Source organism: Aneurinibacillus thermoaerophilus (genome assembly GCF_900099925.1).
Lineage (GTDB): Bacteria > Bacillota > Bacilli > Aneurinibacillales > Aneurinibacillaceae > Aneurinibacillus > Aneurinibacillus thermoaerophilus.
In genome coordinates this window covers 17,107-34,924 of the sequence record NZ_FNDE01000039.1, presented here as the reverse complement: position 1 = coordinate 34,924, position 17,818 = coordinate 17,107, and the positions used below count along the sequence as shown (strand labels likewise).

Annotated in this window: 14 protein-coding genes; 8 read left to right on the top strand and 6 right to left on the bottom strand. The window is 45.4% G+C overall.

Annotated features, from left to right (window positions below; genetic code table 11):
* Nucleotides 1–358: 358 nt before the first annotated feature.
* Complete coding sequence (locus BLR88_RS15560) at nucleotides 359–670, top strand: YerC/YecD family TrpR-related protein (RefSeq protein WP_057899938.1); 312 nt, start codon at nucleotides 359–361, stop codon at nucleotides 668–670.
* A gap of 92 nt (nucleotides 671–762) precedes the next feature.
* A complete protein-coding gene (gene pcrB / locus BLR88_RS15555; RefSeq protein ID WP_091261127.1) occupies nucleotides 763–1,455 on the top strand; it encodes a heptaprenylglyceryl phosphate synthase in 693 nt (230 codons plus the stop codon).
* Between the two features lie 220 nt (nucleotides 1,456–1,675).
* On the opposite strand, the gene BLR88_RS15550 is transcribed toward pcrB, so the two are convergent.
* The 5 genes from BLR88_RS15550 to BLR88_RS15530 form a co-directional block, all read right to left on the bottom strand.
* Complete coding sequence (locus BLR88_RS15550) at nucleotides 1,676–2,221, bottom strand: RNA polymerase sigma factor (RefSeq protein WP_175493652.1); 546 nt, start codon at nucleotides 2,219–2,221, stop codon at nucleotides 1,676–1,678.
* A 99-nt stretch (nucleotides 2,222–2,320) separates the two neighbouring features.
* Nucleotides 2,321–3,187, bottom strand: coding sequence for an ABC transporter permease (locus BLR88_RS15545; RefSeq protein WP_091261121.1), 867 nt, complete (start codon nucleotides 3,185–3,187; stop codon nucleotides 2,321–2,323).
* The gene (locus tag BLR88_RS15540; protein ID WP_057899934.1) at nucleotides 3,184–4,110 is read right to left on the bottom strand and encodes an ABC transporter ATP-binding protein; all 927 of its coding nucleotides are present in this window, start codon (nucleotides 4,108–4,110) and stop codon (nucleotides 3,184–3,186) included. The genes BLR88_RS15545 and BLR88_RS15540 overlap by 4 nt, the downstream gene beginning before the upstream one ends.
* On the bottom strand, nucleotides 4,107–5,825 hold the full coding sequence (locus BLR88_RS15535; protein ID WP_057899933.1) for a hypothetical protein: 1,719 nt from the start codon (nucleotides 5,823–5,825) through the stop codon (nucleotides 4,107–4,109). The genes BLR88_RS15540 and BLR88_RS15535 overlap by 4 nt, the downstream gene beginning before the upstream one ends.
* Nucleotides 5,826–5,850: 25 nt before the next feature.
* A complete protein-coding gene (locus BLR88_RS15530; protein WP_057899932.1) occupies nucleotides 5,851–6,387 on the bottom strand; it encodes a helix-turn-helix transcriptional regulator in 537 nt (178 codons plus the stop codon).
* Between the two features lie 232 nt (nucleotides 6,388–6,619).
* Here BLR88_RS15530 and pcrA point away from each other — a divergent pair, with 232 nt between their 5' ends.
* The 4 genes from pcrA to speB all read left to right on the top strand — a co-directional run bounded on the left by pcrA (nucleotide 6,620) and on the right by speB (nucleotide 13,658).
* The gene (gene pcrA / locus BLR88_RS15525) at nucleotides 6,620–8,866 is read left to right on the top strand and encodes a DNA helicase PcrA (RefSeq protein ID WP_057899931.1); all 2,247 of its coding nucleotides are present in this window, start codon (nucleotides 6,620–6,622) and stop codon (nucleotides 8,864–8,866) included.
* Between the two features lie 34 nt (nucleotides 8,867–8,900).
* Nucleotides 8,901–10,907: an NAD-dependent DNA ligase LigA gene (ligA, locus tag BLR88_RS15520; RefSeq protein WP_091261119.1), complete on the top strand. Its 2,007-nt coding sequence runs from the start codon at nucleotides 8,901–8,903 to the stop codon at nucleotides 10,905–10,907.
* Between the two features lie 199 nt (nucleotides 10,908–11,106).
* Nucleotides 11,107–12,528: a sigma-54 interaction domain-containing protein gene (locus tag BLR88_RS15515; RefSeq protein ID WP_091261117.1), complete on the top strand. Its 1,422-nt coding sequence runs from the start codon at nucleotides 11,107–11,109 to the stop codon at nucleotides 12,526–12,528.
* Nucleotides 12,529–12,668: 140 nt separating this feature from the next.
* Nucleotides 12,669–13,658, top strand: a complete 990-nt coding sequence (speB, locus tag BLR88_RS15510; RefSeq protein ID WP_057899928.1) for an agmatinase — start codon at nucleotides 12,669–12,671, stop codon at nucleotides 13,656–13,658.
* Nucleotides 13,659–13,716: 58 nt separating this feature from the next.
* Here the strand turns inward: speB and BLR88_RS15505 are convergent, their stop codons facing one another.
* Nucleotides 13,717–15,765 (bottom strand): methyl-accepting chemotaxis protein, encoded by a 2,049-nt coding sequence (locus tag BLR88_RS15505; RefSeq protein ID WP_091261115.1) that lies wholly within the window; start codon nucleotides 15,763–15,765, stop codon nucleotides 13,717–13,719.
* A 271-nt stretch (nucleotides 15,766–16,036) separates the two neighbouring features.
* Between BLR88_RS15505 and gatC the strand changes: the two genes are divergently transcribed.
* The gene (gene gatC / locus BLR88_RS15500) at nucleotides 16,037–16,327 is read left to right on the top strand and encodes an Asp-tRNA(Asn)/Glu-tRNA(Gln) amidotransferase subunit GatC (RefSeq protein ID WP_057899926.1); all 291 of its coding nucleotides are present in this window, start codon (nucleotides 16,037–16,039) and stop codon (nucleotides 16,325–16,327) included.
* 17 nt (nucleotides 16,328–16,344) lie between these two features.
* A complete protein-coding gene (gene gatA, locus BLR88_RS15495) occupies nucleotides 16,345–17,805 on the top strand; it encodes an Asp-tRNA(Asn)/Glu-tRNA(Gln) amidotransferase subunit GatA (RefSeq protein WP_091261113.1) in 1,461 nt (486 codons plus the stop codon).
* The last annotated feature ends 13 nt before the right edge of the window (nucleotides 17,806–17,818 follow it).

The following is a 17,818-nucleotide window of genomic DNA, read 5'->3' as shown; positions in this document are numbered from 1 at the left end:
TTTCTCAATACGAACGTACATTCCTAGTATACAACGAATAGAAGGGAAAAAGAAGCACGATTCATCCCCCACCTACGCCGGAGGCGTGGAAGAAGAGGACTTCTCGCGTGTTATGTTAAATTGAATGTCGAAATGGTAAAAGTGCTATATATTTAATATATCGTCATATTTTGGTAGGTAAAGATAGGAAGAATTTTTGAAATTTTTAAGGCTGTGCTATATATTTGAATGTGACCGTTTTTTCTTGTCAAAGCGTAGAGAATTACATATTATAAAAATAGCGTTTGCTTTACTTCTTGAAAAAAGTAAAGTGGTACTTATGTAAAGAGTACATGTGCCGGAAACGGAGGGAAAGTCGGTGCAGTTAGATAAAATCAAGGGAAAAGAGCTTGAACAATTATTTGAAGCAATTCTCTCGCTGGAGACGATGGAAGATTGCTTTTTGTTTTTCGATGATTTGTGTACGGTAAACGAAATGAAATCGATGGCGCAGCGCCTTGAAGTGGCACGAATGTTGCGCGAAAAACAAACATACAGCCAGATTGAAGAAGAGACAGGCGCAAGCACGGCGACCATTTCCCGTGTAAAACGTTGCCTGAATTATGGTAATGGCGGATATATGGCCGTGCTGGATCGATTAAGCAAAAAGAAGAACAAAAAAGAGAAATAAGCCTTCTGAATTTTAGTTCAGGAGGCTTTTCTTTTTTCTTTCGTCTTATTTGAATTATAATAACAAGCATGAAAGCATGGAGGAGGATACATATCTTGAATATCCAAACATGGAAACACGTGTTTAAACTTGATCCCGATAAACTTATTGGTGATGAAGAATTAGAGATGGTCTGCGAATCAGGAACAGACGCGATTATTGTTGGTGGAACAACCAATGTGACGTTCGATAATACGATTGACTTGCTTAGCCGTATTCGGCGGTACGCAGTACCCTGCGCGCTTGAAGTATCGAATGTAGAAGCGATTGTCCCGGGGTTTGACGCGTACTTTGTGCCGCTTGTATTAAACGCGCAGAACCCGGAGTGGATTTTTAACGCTTATATTGAGGGACTGAAAGAGCATGGGCCGTTTATTAAATGGGATGAAGTGTTTGTCGAGGGGTATATTGTTTGTAATCCGGATTCAGCGGTCGCACGGCTGACAGAAAGTCGGACGAATATTGCTCAAGAAGAGATGAAAGCGTATGCGCGTCTTGCGGATCAGATGCTAAAGCTCCCGATTTTTTATATTGAATACAGCGGAATATATGGTGACGTGGAGCAAGTGCGAGCGGCGCAGAAGGTAGTACAGAACAGCCGCATTTTTTACGGCGGCGGTATCCGAAGCGCGGAACAAGCAGCGGAAATGGCACAGTGGGCGGATACGATTATTGTCGGCAATATTATTTACGAGAATCTTGAACAGGCGCTTCTGACCGTACAGGCGGTGAAGAAGCAGAAGTAGGCGAGCGCAGCATATTTGAGCACAAAGCCGTTCTTCAAGCAGAATAGACCAAACTCTGAACCGTTCCATGATGGAGAGAGTCCATTGCTTGTTTCCGCTTTTTGAACGGCTTTGCTGAAGGTAAAATGGGCCGGGAAGAAGGTGAGAGTTTTCTTATACAGGTATGATTGTTTTCACCCTGTATGCTACTTAATCCGTCCATACGGCGTGATCAATCTTGTTAAGAACATGTTTTGGATGCTGGGCATGAACAATAAATGATGTTGCTTAGTTTCAACCGTGCCATGTATAATCTGGATTTAATGATTTCTTCTTTTATGTTTAATAGCGAAGCAATCTCTTGGGCACTTAACTCTTGGTAGTAGAACAGCATGATTATGATTCGCAGCTCCGTGTCCAGGGACATAACCGAATACAGGAACTGTTGCTTTGATTCTCCTTGAGGCAGTGTATCAATTGGCAAAATGCCGTCAGCACTGATTGTAGACGGAGCGACATGCTCACACCTTTTCCATTCCGCTTGTTGTTGCGAAATACCCAGTATACAACGGGCGAGTACATGATGAAACCACCCTTTAAAGTTGTCGATCCTTTCTTCATTCCTAATGCGTGTATATGTCTCGATCAGCGCATTTCGCACGACTTCTTCTGCCAGCTGTTGTCTGCCTAAAATAACGAGTGATGTTGTATATGCTCGCTGTAAGTAAGGCCCGACCAGTAAGCGAAATCTCTCTTTATCACCGCTACGACATTGTTTTAGTAACATTCTCTCATAGCCCATTTTTAGCACCTTACTTTTTTAGTAGTCAATAAATATAACGTTTTCTCTCCTTCTTTTCAATGAACATAATGAATTCATCATCGTTTACTTAATTTGAACCCTCCGGAAGAAAAATACAGCCAGTGCAAGCATGATGATCGTAATGAGACCGTAATACAAAATAAACCACCAGTAAGGGTCGCTCATTTGCGAGGCTCCGTTGCCAAAGATTGATTTCTCATTCATAAAGACCATCACCACAATATTCACCGGATTGATGCAGCTTAGTGCATGTAGCCAGCTGTACAACGGATGAGAGTTAAGAGGCGGAAATGAGTCATCAGGAATCATCTTTTCAGCTAAATCTATGTTGATGATGTCATAAAGCATCGCATTGATAAAAAACAGCAAAGCGGTATATGCGAACACGATGGCGTATGTTGTCACAGATGCAGCGCCGGTGCGTTTTACGAGTGTGGATACGCATACGCCCACAGAACCGATAGCCAATATCGTGATCATGTATACACCGAATATTTTCAGCCATTGTTGTGGATCAATTCCCCCGAACAAAAACACAATACTGTATAACGGAAGCGAAGCGAAAATAAGTAAAAGGATAAAGCTAAGCGCCGAAAGCCATTTGCCAATAATGATTTGCAAAGGCGATAAATTAGTTGTCAGTAGAAGCGACAATGTTTGGCGCTCACGTTCTCCACTGATCACACCCGCCGTTAATCCGGGTGTAACGAAAATAATCAGCCCGTATTGTAATATGGATAAGCACATAAAAATTTCGAAGTAATTAGTAGAAGAGTAAGCTTCTTTTTCTTTAAAATACATAATACTGAACACGACAAGCGCAAGCGCCGCCAAATAAAGGCTGATGATCCATGGTGTTTTGCCAGAACGCATACGTATGCGGAACTCTTTACTTAGTACGGGATTAGTGAAGAGTTGTAGAAGGTTCATGAGCCCACCCCTTTCGTAATTTCCAGGAATATGTCTTCTAAATTTCCTTCCATTTCGCTAAATGCAATGATTGGATATTTCTCTATAAGCAAGGTTTGCAACAGGGCTGCTTGCTCGGAATCAGAGCCGTTAAAGCTTATAATAATATGGTCATCTTCCCGCACCGCATTAGAGACTTCAGGGGCGGAGCGCAAACGGGCCAAGAGCGGTTCCCATTTATCCAGCACCCGAATTTTTAATAATCTTTGTGCTCGCATTTTCCGATAAATTTCTTCCACCTTACCTGTAGCAACCAGTTTGCCGGATTCGATAATGCCGATGGTGTCACACATCTCCGCCAGTTCGGGCAGAATATGCGAACTAATTAAAATCGTTTTTCCGGTTTCCCGCAGCACTTTTAAAATTTCCCGCATTTCAATCCGGGAGCGTGGATCAAGCCCGGAAGCAGGCTCGTCAAGAATGATGACTTCCGGATCATGGATCAGGCATCTGGCGAGTCCCAGACGTTGTTTCATCCCGCGAGACAACATATCGACATATTCATCCGTTTTATGTGTTAGTTGCACAAGCTCCAGCATTTGCGGAATTGCCTGTTGTCTTTCTTTGGGCGATAAACCGTAACTCGCCCCGTAAAAGTCCAGATACTCATAAGCCGTTAAATTGTCGTATACACCGAAAAAGTCAGGCATATAGCCGATGAGACGGCGAACTTCCCGCGGATGTTTTACGCAATCGTAGCCGCCGACTTTTGCCGTACCGCTCGTCGGGGTAAGCAGCGTGGCCAGAATGGACATGACCGTTGTTTTTCCGGCTCCGTTCGGCCCTACAAAACCGTAAATTTGTCCTTTTTTAATCTCAAGGGTGATTCCCTGTAAAGCAACGGTACGGCCGAATTTTTTGTATAAATCTTTTACTTCGATCATTTTACGCCTCCCGTTTCTTTTAGCTCTCCTATTTTCGCTTTTACAACCGATAATTGCGAAAGCTGATAAGATTCATTGATGACTTCGTTTTTTAATGGATGCTGGTCGGTCCAGCCGATGAGATAAATCCCTTGTTCTCCAATATCATGATAAATGGATTCGATCAGGCGTGCTTCCGGTGAACGTGTATAATTTCTCTTCTCTACATCGAGAGAAGCAGGTAGCAGCGCTTTGGCAAAATCTGATTTGAGAAAGCTTCTTGGCGTATCAACGCTGCGAATCGGGACATTGACCTGAATGGAATCGCCGGGCGCAAGCGCAGGGATTGTCTGCACGCCATCTTTATAAACGATGCAGACATTGCGTAATGCGTAGTTTGTATGATTGCGAATCGTACCGGTAATCCGGTTATTTTGCGTTGTTAGCGTTGCTGCGAATGTTCCGATCCCTTCTTGATGTTGTTCGGAAAATGCTTGGCGCAGCGACCAAAATGCCGTATTTGTGAATTGTGCTTCCGTATGGTCTGTTTGCAGGAGAATGCGGGTGTTGCTTCTTGGATTTCCTCTTTCCCTATCTTTTAATGGAAACACGGTTATACCTTTTGGGAAGCGCAGGCTGTAGTCCCCGCTATGCGGTGCAAAAAATGCGCTGCCACTCCTAATATCGGCGCTTCCGTCGTTGTTTACTTCAATCAAACTGACATTTTGCAGGTGTACTTTGTTGCCGTATTGCCACTTGCCGTATCCATAGGTTGCCAATGCCGCAATGATTGAAAGCGCCGGAATGAAGAGCCAATTCCATTCCCGGGCGTTTCGTCTTTTCATGATATAAAATAGGACAGGACCAATGATGATGATGTAGGCAGCGAACAGTAAAGCGGCAAGCGAAACGTCCGGCAATTTAAATTCGGGCATGTAGGTTGCGGCATCGCTCAGTTGGGAGGCCATGTATGTGCCATTCCATGAACTTGTATCGTTTTCCGCTTTTTTGCCGATTGTTTCCCAAAGTCCTTTCCCGCTTGTTTGATCAACAGTAAACAATTGTCCACCTTGTGCTGCCCAATCTTTTACGGTTTTCTTTTGCTGTTCATTTAGACGCGCCATTTCTTCTTTGTCGATCAGCAGGGCATTCAGGCCGCTGTTCCGCAGCGTATCTGCTGGAATGTCCTCCAGAGTAAGCGGCTGTACATGAATGGATGGTGCATTTGCTTTTTCCGGTGGTTGGGTACGAAGCAGATGCGTGGTCACCGCTTCATTCGCCAGTATACCGACAAAAATACTATCATTTGGGATGTTGTTCGGGGCCATCGGGTGTTTGACAAGTGTTTTGCCGTTTTGTACCCATTTAACATATGACGGGTTATTTTTAAAATAGCTGAATTGTGCATGTACCCGAAACGTCACATGTTTGCTTTCCCCTTTTTTCAAGGATAAAGGCTTTGAGTATGTACCCACAAATGTATGATTGGTACGCATATCTAATTCAATATTTCCATTGATAGGGGCATCGGTCTGGTTGGTGACGGTAACCCGGACAGGCACGATGGTATCCCATTTATACGTATTGTTAAAACCAACATTCACTTTTATGCTGACTACCGGTGCGGCAGTCGAGTCGGCGCGTACTGAAACGGGGAACAGACCGCTGCTAAAAAAGCAGATAATAATGACGGTGAAAAGAAGCCACGTGGCCCACCCTCGTTTTCGTTTTTTCATAAGTCTAACACCTTCTCTCCCATAATTACTCTTTGCTTGTTGTGCTTTCTAATTCATAGAATTTTGTTTTCGCTTCGTCTAGATTCATACTGTAATAATGCAGTACATCTGCGCGATCGATAATACGAAGATGTCCGGTTAAGATGTGAGATTGAAGCAAATACGTTTCTCCAACTTTTTCATCTTTCCACCAGACACGTTTCCCCATCGTCTTATAACGGGCTTTTGTCTTGGCACGTTGAATCCACTCTAGCTTGGCATCCGACGGTTCTTGTTCGATGCCTTGAAAAGCAACGAGTTCTATAATCTCGACCACAGATTCACCGAACATTGCCTGAACGATTTCGCTATTGCGAAATAAAATGCCGACGAGCGAAGCGGCGGTGAAGCCTAATGTTTTTCGCTCTTTTTCCACCTGTACAAGCGTTTTTTTGGAAAGGCCGATAATATCGGCCATTTGTTCTTGCGTGAGGCGGGCTTCCGTGCGAATGAGACGCAGCTTCTCGGAAATCATTCTGTCAAACGTTTCGCGAGAAAAATGAGGGGGATGTTGCTCATTCATAGAAAACTCCTTTCAAAATGAGATGAAAAATAATCCTTATAGTGTAAATTTACACTTTTTAAGCAAAAAGTCAACATTTTTGGCTAATCTTTTTGTTTTCTTTTCTATCCTCTCACCATAAAACAAAAGGTAAAATATTAAGATAGTAAAGAGCATCTGTATAGGTGATTGCATGGAGGACTGTTTGTTATAATGACAGGGAAACGTTTGCTTGGGAAAGGAGTCATTCGCCTTGTTTATAAATCGTGAAGATGTGTTGCAGGGGTTAAACCCGCAGCAGAAAGAAGCGGTGCTGGCGACGGAAGGCCCGCTTTTGCTTTTGGCTGGCGCAGGCAGCGGCAAGACGCGCGTACTGACTCAGCGCATTGCGTATTTGTTAAAGGAAAAAAACGTAGCACCTTGGAGTATCTTGGCGATTACATTTACGAATAAAGCGGCACGTGAAATGAAAGAGCGGATTTCGGCGATTGCCGGATCGGATGCGGAAGATATTTGGATTTCAACATTTCACTCGATGTGTGTACGAATGCTGCGCCGTGATATTGACCGGATCGGTTACAACCGTAATTTTACGATTCTGGATACCAGTGATCAGGTATCGGTTGTTAAGCAGTGTCAGAAAGAGCTTAATATTGATCCGAAAAAGTACGATCCGCGCGCGGTGCTTGGTTTTATCAGCAATGCGAAAAATGAACTGAAAACACCCGAGCAGTATGCCGGGATGGTCATGGGACCTGTTGAACAGGTGGCCCAGCAAGTATATAGCCTGTATCAAAAAAAGTTGAAAAGCAATAATTCGCTTGATTTTGACGATCTGATCATGAAAACCATTCAGCTTTTTGAAGAAGTGCCGGAAGTACTTGCGTTTTACCAGAAAAAATTCAGATATATCCATGTAGATGAGTATCAAGATACGAACCGGGCGCAGTATATTCTGGTGAAAATGCTGGCGGAGGGATACAAGAATATTTGCGTTGTTGGCGATTCCGACCAATCAATTTACCGCTGGCGCGGTGCCGATATTACCAACATCCTGAATTTTGAAAAAGACTACCCGAACGCGCGTACCATCCTGTTGGAGCAAAATTATCGTTCTACCAAGAAAATTCTAGAGGCCGCCAACAAAGTCATCAGTAACAATATAGGACGGAAACCGAAAAACCTGTGGACCGAGAATCCGGAAGGCGCTCCCATCCGCTACTATACGGCAGATAGCGAGCATTCGGAAGCTTATTATATTGTTGAAGAAATCCAAAAAGCAGTCCGCCGCGGCCGTCAGTACCGTAATATCGCAATTTTATATCGAACGAATGCCCAGTCCCGCGTGATTGAGGAAGTGTTCGTAAAGTCAGGCATTCCGTACAATATTGTCGGCGGCACAAAGTTCTATGATCGCAAAGAAATCAAGGATATGCTTGCTTACTTGCGCGTTATTTCCAATCCGGATGATGATTTAAGCCTTACTCGTATTATCAATGTACCTAAACGTGGCATTGGTGCGGGAACGGTTGAGAAAATCGCGGCATATGCGGCGCAACAGGGAATTTCGATGTACAGGGCGATTCAGGAAGTGGAACAAGTCGGATTAAGTGCGCGTTTGGCTGACGCAGTGACGAAATTCTCCCGTCTGATTGCGGAATTGGAAAGCATGCAGGAGTTTTTAAGCGTAACCGAGCTTGTGGAAGAAGTGCTCAAACGTACGGAGTATCGCGAAGAGCTTATCCGGGAAGGTACGCTTGAAGCGCGCAGCCGGCTCGAAAACATTGACGAATTCTTGTCTGTTACCATGGAATTCGAGCGGACAAACGACGATAAATCACTTGTCGCATTTCTGACCGATTTGGCTCTGGTAGCGGATATTGACAGGCTGGACGAAACGGAAGAAGACCGCGGCAATGCCGTTGTCATGATGACATTACATAGCGCGAAAGGATTGGAATTTCCAATTGTGTTCCTCGTTGGCATGGAAGAAGGGATTTTTCCGCATTCGCGTGCGCTGTTGGAAGAAGCAGAAATGGAAGAAGAACGTCGTCTCGCGTACGTAGGTATTACGCGTGCGGAGGAAGAATTGTTTTTGACGCGGGCGCTTATGCGTACATTATATGGTCAAACGAAAATGAATGCGCCCTCCCGTTTTATTGAAGAAATTCCGGAACATTTGTTGCAGATGGAGGGCATGGTGCAGGAACGGATAGCTTCCCGCTATGGCCGGACGGATCATCGGTCGGCACAGCCGCAGCGGCATGGCGTTGTCCCGATGCGTGTGCAGTCACAGAACGGAACAGTGCAAGCGGAGCGCAGCGTCAATGTGACGCTTGACTGGAAAGCTGGAGATAAAGTCCAACACAGCAAATGGGGGATCGGCACAGTGGTATCTACGAAAGGAAGCGGCCAGGATCTGGAATTGACCATCGCTTTTCCAAATCCGATCGGTTTGAAAAAGTTGCTGGCTAAGTTTGCGCCGATTGAGAAGGTGTGAGGAAAATTTATTATTTTTAAGAGAGGGAAAGTGTATGGATCGAAATGAAGCGATTCAACGAGTAAAAGAGCTGCGCAAAATCATCGAACAGCATAATTATTATTATTATGTGAAAGATAACCCGCAAATCTCTGACTATGAGTACGATCAGTTGATGCAGGAGTTAATTCATATTGAAACAGAATTTCCCGAGCTTTTAACACCTGACTCTCCAACACAGCGGGTGGGCGGTGTTCCGCTCGAATCCTTCGAAAAAGTGGAACATAGCATTCCTATGCTTAGTCTCAGCAATGCGTTTGATGAACAGGACTTGCGCGATTTTGATCGCCGCGTCCGCCAAGGGCTGGGCGTAGAGGGGCCGATTGGCTATATATGCGAGTTGAAAATCGACGGGTTGGCCGTGTCGCTCCGCTATGAAAACGGACGTTTCGTGCGCGGCGCAACGCGCGGCGACGGGCGGACAGGCGAAGACATTACACAGAATCTGCGCACCATTCGCTCGCTGCCGCTTGTGTTAAAAAAGCCGCTTACTATCGAAGTTCGCGGTGAGGCGTTCATGCCGCGTCGCGCATTTGAACGTTTGAACAAAGAACGCGCCATGCGTGAAGAGCTATTGTTCGCCAACCCGCGCAACGCGGCAGCCGGTTCTTTGCGCCAGTTGGATCCGAAGATTGCTGCATCCCGTTCGCTCGATATTTTCCTCTACTCGGTGGTAGGAGAAGACACATTGCCGGTAGATACTCACAGCGGCTCGCTTTCCATGCTGGAGGAACTTGGATTTAAAGTGAATCCTGAGCGCCGTGTTTGTGAAGGGATTGAGGAGGTCATTTCTTTTATCGAAGGCTGGACTGAGAAGCGAGGCGAACTTCCATATGACATTGATGGAATGGTTGTTAAAGTGGATCGCCTCGCCTATCAAGAGGAGCTGGGCCATACGGCGAAAAGTCCGCGCTGGGCGATCGCGTACAAGTTTCCGGCAGAAGAAGCGATTACGATTCTGCGTGACATCGAAGTCACTGTCGGGCGTACGGGTGCGATAACGCCGACGGCCATTCTTGATCCGGTGCAGCTTGCTGGAACAACAGTACAGCGAGCTTCCCTTCATAATGAAGATATTATTCGCGAGAAAGGCATTATGATTGGCGATCATGTTGTCGTAAAAAAAGCGGGCGATATTATTCCTGAAATTGTGGAGGTTAAAGTCGATAAGCGGACTGGAGATGAGCAGCCGTACCATATGCCGACGCATTGCCCGGCATGTGATAGCGAACTGGTGCGCCTTGATGAAGAAGTGGCACTTCGCTGTATTAACCCGCAGTGTCCGGCGCAAATCCGCGAGGGGATTATCCATTTTGTATCTCGTAATGCGATGAATATTGACGGTGTCGGTGAGAAAGTCGTGACCCAGCTTTATGAAAAAGGATTGGTGCGAAGCGTGGCCGATCTTTATTATCTGGATCGTGAAGAGTTGCTGAAGCTAGAGCGGATGGGTGAAAAATCGGTCGATAATATGTTAAATGCTATCGAAGCGAGCAAAAATAATTCTTTGGAGCGTTTGTTATTTGGCTTAGGTATTCGTTTCGTCGGTGAAAAAGCCGCCCGCTTGCTGGCACAGCACTTTGGCACAATGGAAGCGTTGCAGAATGCGACCGAAGAAGAGATTGTCACCGTTCATGAAATCGGGACAAAAATGGCGGAAAGCATTGTAAAGTATTTTGCCAAGCCGGAAGTGGTAGAGACAATTGAACGCCTGCGTGAGGCGGGAGTGAATATGGAATATAAGGGCCTGCGTCCGGAAGAAGTGGACGCTGATTCGCCGTTTGCGGGCAAAACGGTCGTGCTGACGGGCACGCTTGCCAGCGTGACACGTAAAGAGGCACAGCATATGATCGAGGCGCGCGGTGGAAAAGTATCCGGCAGTGTCAGCAAGAGGACGGACCTTGTTGTCGCCGGGGAGGCGGCCGGTTCCAAACTGGGGAAAGCGAATGAGCTAGGGATTCAAGTGATTGATGAAAAGACATTCCTTGAGTGGATAAAATAGAGGAAATGATGAAAGGGCTCTGTTCCTTTAGGAAATAGGGCCCTTTTGTATTTGCTTCATTTACTTTGGCTTGTTTTAATTCATTTTTGAATAAAAATGATTGATAGTAATTCATGATTAAATCAATTCGTCGGAATGTGTAAATATAATATAATAAAGGCACAATGTTTTATGAGTGTTTTGAGGAAGTGATGGATAGATGCGAGAGAACAAAGAGAAGCTGGATGATGTTTTGATGGAACTAAAAGCCATTATCGAGACATCGACAGATAATATTGTCATTGCGGACGGAGAAGGAAATATATTACGAGTTAGCGATAATTGTCGTGAAATATACGGCATTGCACCGGAAGAGTTGTATGGAAAGAGCACAGAACAATTGGAGAAGGTAGGAATTTTCAGTCCTTCTGTTACCCGGCGTGTACTGGAAACAAAACAAAAACAGCAGCTTATTCAGCATACGAAAACAGGTAAAGTTGTTATGGCTACTGGTTATCCGGTGTTTGATAAACAAAAACAGCTTGTGCGTGTTGTCAGCTATTCTCACGATATGACTGAAATTATGGCGCTAAAGGAAAGCTTTGAGAAGTTGACGGAGCAAGTTAAGCGTTATGAAAGCGAACTTGAAGAATTGCGCGAAAAGGAAACACGCATCCCCGGCGTCATTGCTGAAAGTCCACAGATGAAACGCGTCATTACACTTGTGCAACGTGTTGCTAAGGTGGATACGACTGTATTGCTGCTTGGGGAATCTGGAGTTGGCAAAAACGTGATTGCTAAAGCGATTCACAGAAAAAGCGAGCGTAAAGCACAGCCTTTTATCGAAATAAATTGTGGTGCGATTCCAGAAGGGCTTTTGGAATCAGAATTGTTCGGTTATGCTTCCGGCTCATTTACCGGCGCCAGCAAGAGCGGAAAGCCTGGTATTATTGAATTGGCTGACAAAGGCACGTTGTTTCTGGATGAAATAGGAGAGATGCCGCTCGCGTTGCAGGCGAAGTTGCTCAAGGTCATCCAGGAGAAAAAAATTACACCTGTAGGCGACACGCGCTCAAAGCAAGTTGACTTTCGTCTGATTGCTGCCACGAATCGGGACTTAGCGGAGATGGTACGCGAAGGGAAATTCCGGCAAGATTTGTACTTTCGGCTGAATGTTATACCGATTGAAATTGCGCCACTGCGTCAACGGCCGGAAGACATTCTCCCGCTTATTCGTATTTTTCTTGCGAAGTTTTCTAAAAAATACGGATTGGAAAAAAGGATGGATGAATCGGCTGTTCAAGCGTTGCTGAATTATGGCTGGCCCGGCAATGTACGCGAAGTGGAAAGCGTGATAGAACGGTTGGTGGTGACAACAGAGGAGCCCGTGATTTCAATTGAGCATCTTCCGGAGGCATTGCGTAAGGAAGCGGAGGCGGCAGAAATCCCAGTATCTTTTCCTGCTCGTAAGCTGAAAGATATTCTCGAAGAAGTGGAAGAGAAGATAATTATGCAGGCGTACAAAGAATGTCGGACTACGCATGAAATGGCGAAGCGGTTGGGAATCAGTCAGCCATCCGTCGTACGTCGGTTGCAGAAGTATAGAAAAATAAGGGATAAGGGCACGTCTATTCAAAAATGAATCAAACGCAAGGAAGATTGGGAGAGGAATTTGACGTATCCCCGGTTTTTACAAGGAAATATATAGTTGGTATGAGATTTGCTTATGAGAATAAAGCGAAGATGTGAACATATGCATAAGAAAGCTGGAGGGGATACGTCATGACAAAAAAATATGAACCGGCAAATTCATTCGAATCTCCACGTTTTTGCGGCGTGCGTACGTTTATGCGTCTGCCTTATGTTCAAACGACAGAAGACGTGGATTTCGTTGTGCTTGGCGCGCCGTTTGACACGGGTGCTTCATTCCGGGCTGGAGCACGTTTTGGCCCTGGGGCTGTGCGTGACTTTTCTATTTTATTACGTCCATATAATCCAGTGAGGAAAATCAATGTATTCGATTATTTATCTGGCGTCGACTATGGAGATCTGCCGGTCGTACCAGGATACATCGAGGAATCTTATAAAAAGATTGAAGAAGGCTTGTTGCCGATTCTTGAAAAAGGCGTCGTGCCGATTACAATTGGCGGGGATCATTCTATTACGCTTGCTGAATTGCGCGCGGTTGCTAAAGCGTATGGACCTGTCGGCCTGGTGCATTTTGATGCGCATAGCGACACATGGGATTCTTATTTCGGAAAGAAATACAATCATGGCACACCATTCCGGCGCGCATATGAGGAAGGTTTGCTTGATATGAATCGCTGTATTCAGGTCGGTATGCGTGGTGGGCTTTATGCGCCGGAAGATTTGGACGATGCGCGCAACATGGGCTTCGATGTTGTAGAAATGCATGAAGTGCAAGAGATGGGCATTCCAGCAGTCATCGAACGCATCCGCAAACGTGCGGGACACGGCCCGCTTTTCTTATCGTTTGACATTGATTTCATTGACCCGGCATACGCGCCGGGAACAGGAACGCCGGAAGTAGCCGGAGCAACAACGACGGAGGCGCTTCAATTGGTACGGGGGTTGGAAGGATTGAATTTTGTCGCGTTTGATCTGGTAGAAGTGCTTCCATCGTTTGATCATGGACAGATTACGGCCAACGCGGCTTCGAATGTCATCTTTGAATTTATTACGCATCTTGCGCTGCAGAAAAAAGTGGAACAAGAGGCGGTTGCACATGGTGAAAGTACGCAAAATCGTTGATTTATCTCGAGGGATTGAAGAAAAGAAAAGGGCAGGGAAAAAATCCCTGCCTGCTTTATTATACCTTGAATTTGCTCATTAAATCATGCAGTTCCTCTGCCATTTTCGTAAGCGTATGGGAGGCTGAAGCGATCTCTTCCATGGAAGCATTTTGCTCTTCCGCGGCCGCCGCCACGCTTTGGGTAAGCTCGGCTGTTTGTTCAGAAATGAGAGCAATTTTGCTTACTGCCTCCGTCATGTTCTCTTTTTCGGTATTGATTTGTTCTACGATCGTATTTACTTCCTTTGCATGTGCAAATACGTCTTCAGCAGCCTTCAGGATATCTTCAAATGACTGCGAAGCGCTGTCCACCATTACCATTCCCTGTTCAACTTCCGCGTTTGCTTCGTTCATCATTTCAATCGCCTGGTGGGTTTCATGCTGGATTTCGGCAATCAAATGTCCGATTTGGCCGGCTGATTGAGCGGATTGTTCAGCAAGCTTGCGCACTTCGTCCGCTACGATAGAGAATCCTCTTCCGTGCTCTCCAGCCCGCGCTGCTTCGATCGCCGCGTTTAAAGCCAGAAGATTCGTTTGCTCGGAAATAGAGGTAATCAAGGATACGATATGAGTAATTTCCTTAGATTTCTCTCCGAGCGCGCGTATGGCCTGTGCCAGTTTTTCTACACGCTGATGAATGTTATTGATTTGTTCCGTAATTTCTTTTGCGTTGTGATTGCCGTTCTCTGCTTTTTCCGCCGCTATCCTTGCACGCTCGTTTACCTGTTGAATTTCGCGCATGATACTGGTCATACTTTCTGAGATTTCAGATACTACTTTTTTTGCATCTTCTACTATCGATACTTGCTGGTCAGTGCCGCTGGCTACTTCCATCATGGACTCCGTAATTTGTTCTGTCGCTTTGCTTGTCTGTTCGGAGCCGGCCGTCAATTGTTCAGAAGTAGAGGCCACTTGATGAGTATGGGAAGCAATTTGTCCCATCATGTCTTTGAGCGTCCGCGTCATAATGTTGAAATTGCGGAACATTTGCCCGAATTCGTCCTCTGTTTTGACCTCGATGTTCTGCGTAAAATCGCCGTCGGACATCGCTGCGGACAATTGATTGACCCGCTCAATATTGTTGGTAATATAGCGACTGTATAAAAGGATAATCGCGATGGTGATAGCGATCGCAATAACAGTTGTCAAGATCAGCGCATTTACAAGAGAATGGACAGGGGCAAGTAGCTCTTCTTCTGGGATAATTAGAGCAAGTACCCAATTGTTCTCCGGAATCCTCTTGTAGTAGATTCGGTTAACACCTTGTTTATCGTTATATGTAACCATTCCGTCGTTCCCGCTTAATAAATGAGATGACGTCTGAGCAAGTGAGGAGTTCGGATCGTTTTTAATGTTGACTTTCATCATTTTATTTTTGTCGGCATCCGCCAGATACGTTCCTTTGCTGTCAAGCAGAAACGCGCGTCCTGTATCCCCGACTTTGGTTGAGTTTATCATTTTCTGCAAGCTGGCTAAGTCGATGTCGCATGTGATAATACCCAAAAACTCACGTTGTTGGCTGTAAAAGGGTACACTGACGGTTACCACGGAAGTATTGATTACAGTATCAAAATATGGATCGGTATAGACCGCTGGTTGCTTGCTGTTTTTTCCAGTCTGATACCAATCAGTGTTTGGATAATCATATTCTGGATTGTTAAATTCCTCCGTAATCTCGATGTTATCGCCTTTACGGTGAGCATATAAAGAAAAGTATTTAACGTCAGGTTTGTATTTATAAGGTTCAAAGAAGATTCCCATTCCAAGGGTCTCCTTGTTAGTGCCTAGCGCATTTTTTAATATGGCGCTGTATTGTTCCTTCGTATAGGATAAAGCGGAAAATTCAGCGGTACGGGCTACTAATTCAGGCATTTTTTTGTGCGTGATTAAGTCTTTCTCGATTTTGTTTGTAATGCTTTGTAACTGCTGATGCATATTGGTTTCGATTTGCCCATTGATTAATGATTTGCTATAAAAATAGGTAAATAATGTGATGAATAACAATACGATGATAAAAGTGGGAAGAAGTGAAACCAGTATTCGTGTTTTGATGCTCCGAAATCTCATTTTTTGCGCCTACTCCTTTCTTAAGAAGTGTTTTTACAGTATATTTATCGGATTATTTATTACAATCTAACTATATTTTTTCTTGTGAAAGAATGATTTTCATAAATAGGATTGAGACTGGAAATATGAGGGGTTCAACGGTTTTGTAAAGCGCTCATGTGGACGGTTGGTTGCGGCTCTATAGTTTCTCTGGTATGATTTTATCTAGGTTTGCCTACCTTAGATGAGCACATAAGGCGGGAGAGAGCCAGCAGAATTAGGAGGTGGAAACATGAGCGCGATTTCGCGGAACGAAGTGGAATATGTAGCGAAACTGGCCCGCTTAAATCTTACGGAAGAGGAAGCGGTGAAATATACAGAACAATTAAACAGTATTCTTGAATTTGCAGGTAAACTGAACGAACTAGATACGACAAACGTGCCTCCGACAAGCCATGTACTTGATGTCTATAATGTGATGCGCGACGATGAAGTACGCCCGTCCCTTGAGCGCGAGGAAGCTTTGCGCAATGCGCCGGACGAAGAAGATGGACAGTTCAAAGTGCCGGCTGTTATTGAATAAGAAAGGAGGACATCCACGTGTCTTTATTTGATAAAAAGCTAACAGAAATACATAGTGAAATAGATAAAGGGGAGCTTACAGTTTCAGATTTGGTGAATGCATCATTTGAGCGCATTGGCCGGACGGAAGATAAAGTGAGAGCTTTTATCTTACTTGATGAAGAAAATGCGCGTGCCCGCGCCAAGGAGTTGGACGAGCAGCAATCCCGCGGCGAGGAGAAGGGATTGCTTTTTGGTCTGCCTGCGGGGATTAAAGACAATATTGTAACGAAGAACGTAACAACAACATGCGCCAGTAAGCTTTTGGCTAACTATAGCCCGATTTACAATGCCAGTGTGATGGATCGTTTGCATGCGGCGCAGTCTGTGATGATCGGAAAGTTGAACATGGATGAGTTTGCGATGGGTGGTTCTACGGAAAACTCTGGTTTTCACAACACATATAATCCGTGGAATCTGGAATATGTACCGGGTGGCTCCAGCGGTGGTTCAGCAGCTTCTGTTGCGGCTGGACAGGTATACTTCTCGCTGGGGTCCGACACGGGAGGATCGATTCGCCAGCCTGCGGCTTACTGTGGCGTAGTAGGATTGAAGCCGACATATGGTCTCGTATCCCGTTTCGGTCTCGTGGCATTTGCGTCTTCGCTTGATCAAATCGGACCGATCACAAAAAATGTTGAAGACGCTGCGTATGTTTTGCAGGCGATTGCAGCGCACGATCCGTTTGATTCTACGTCCGCTGATGTGGAAATTCCGGACTATATTTCGGCGTTGACAGGTGAAATTCAAGGCTTGCGCGTTGGCGTGCCGAAAGAATTGATGGGGGAAGGAATTGATCCAGAAGTAAAACAAAAAGTTACGGAAGCGTTGAAAGTGCTGGAACGACTCGGCGCCATTGTCGAAGAAGTTATGCTACCGCATACTGAGTATGCTGTACCGACATATTATATTATTGCGCCTTCCGAAGCATCCTCCAACCTTGCTCGTTATGATGGTGTACGTTACGGCGTGCGTGCGGACAATGCGGAGAATCTGATTGAGATGTATCGCGAAACGCGCAGTCGGGGATTAGGGCCGGAAGTAAAGCGTCGTATTATGCTCGGCACCTATGCGCTCAGCTCCGGTTACTATGATGCATATTACAAAAAGGCGCAACAGGTGCGCACGCTTATTAAGCAGGATTTCGACAGTGTATTTGAAAAATATGATGTGATCATCGGGCCAACTGCGCCGACAACCGCGTTCAAAATCGGCGAGAAAGTGGGCGACCCACTCACAATGTACCTGGAGGATATTTGTACCATTCCTGTAAATCTGGCCGGAATCCCGGCAATTAGTGTGCCCTGCGGTTTTGCGAGCAACGGCCTGCCTGTTGGGTTGCAGATTATCGGCAAAGCGTTCGATGAGGCGACGATTTTACGCGTCGCGCATGCCTACGAGCAAAATACGGAACATCATAAGGCTCGTCCTGAGCTGTAAAGGGGGTACATAA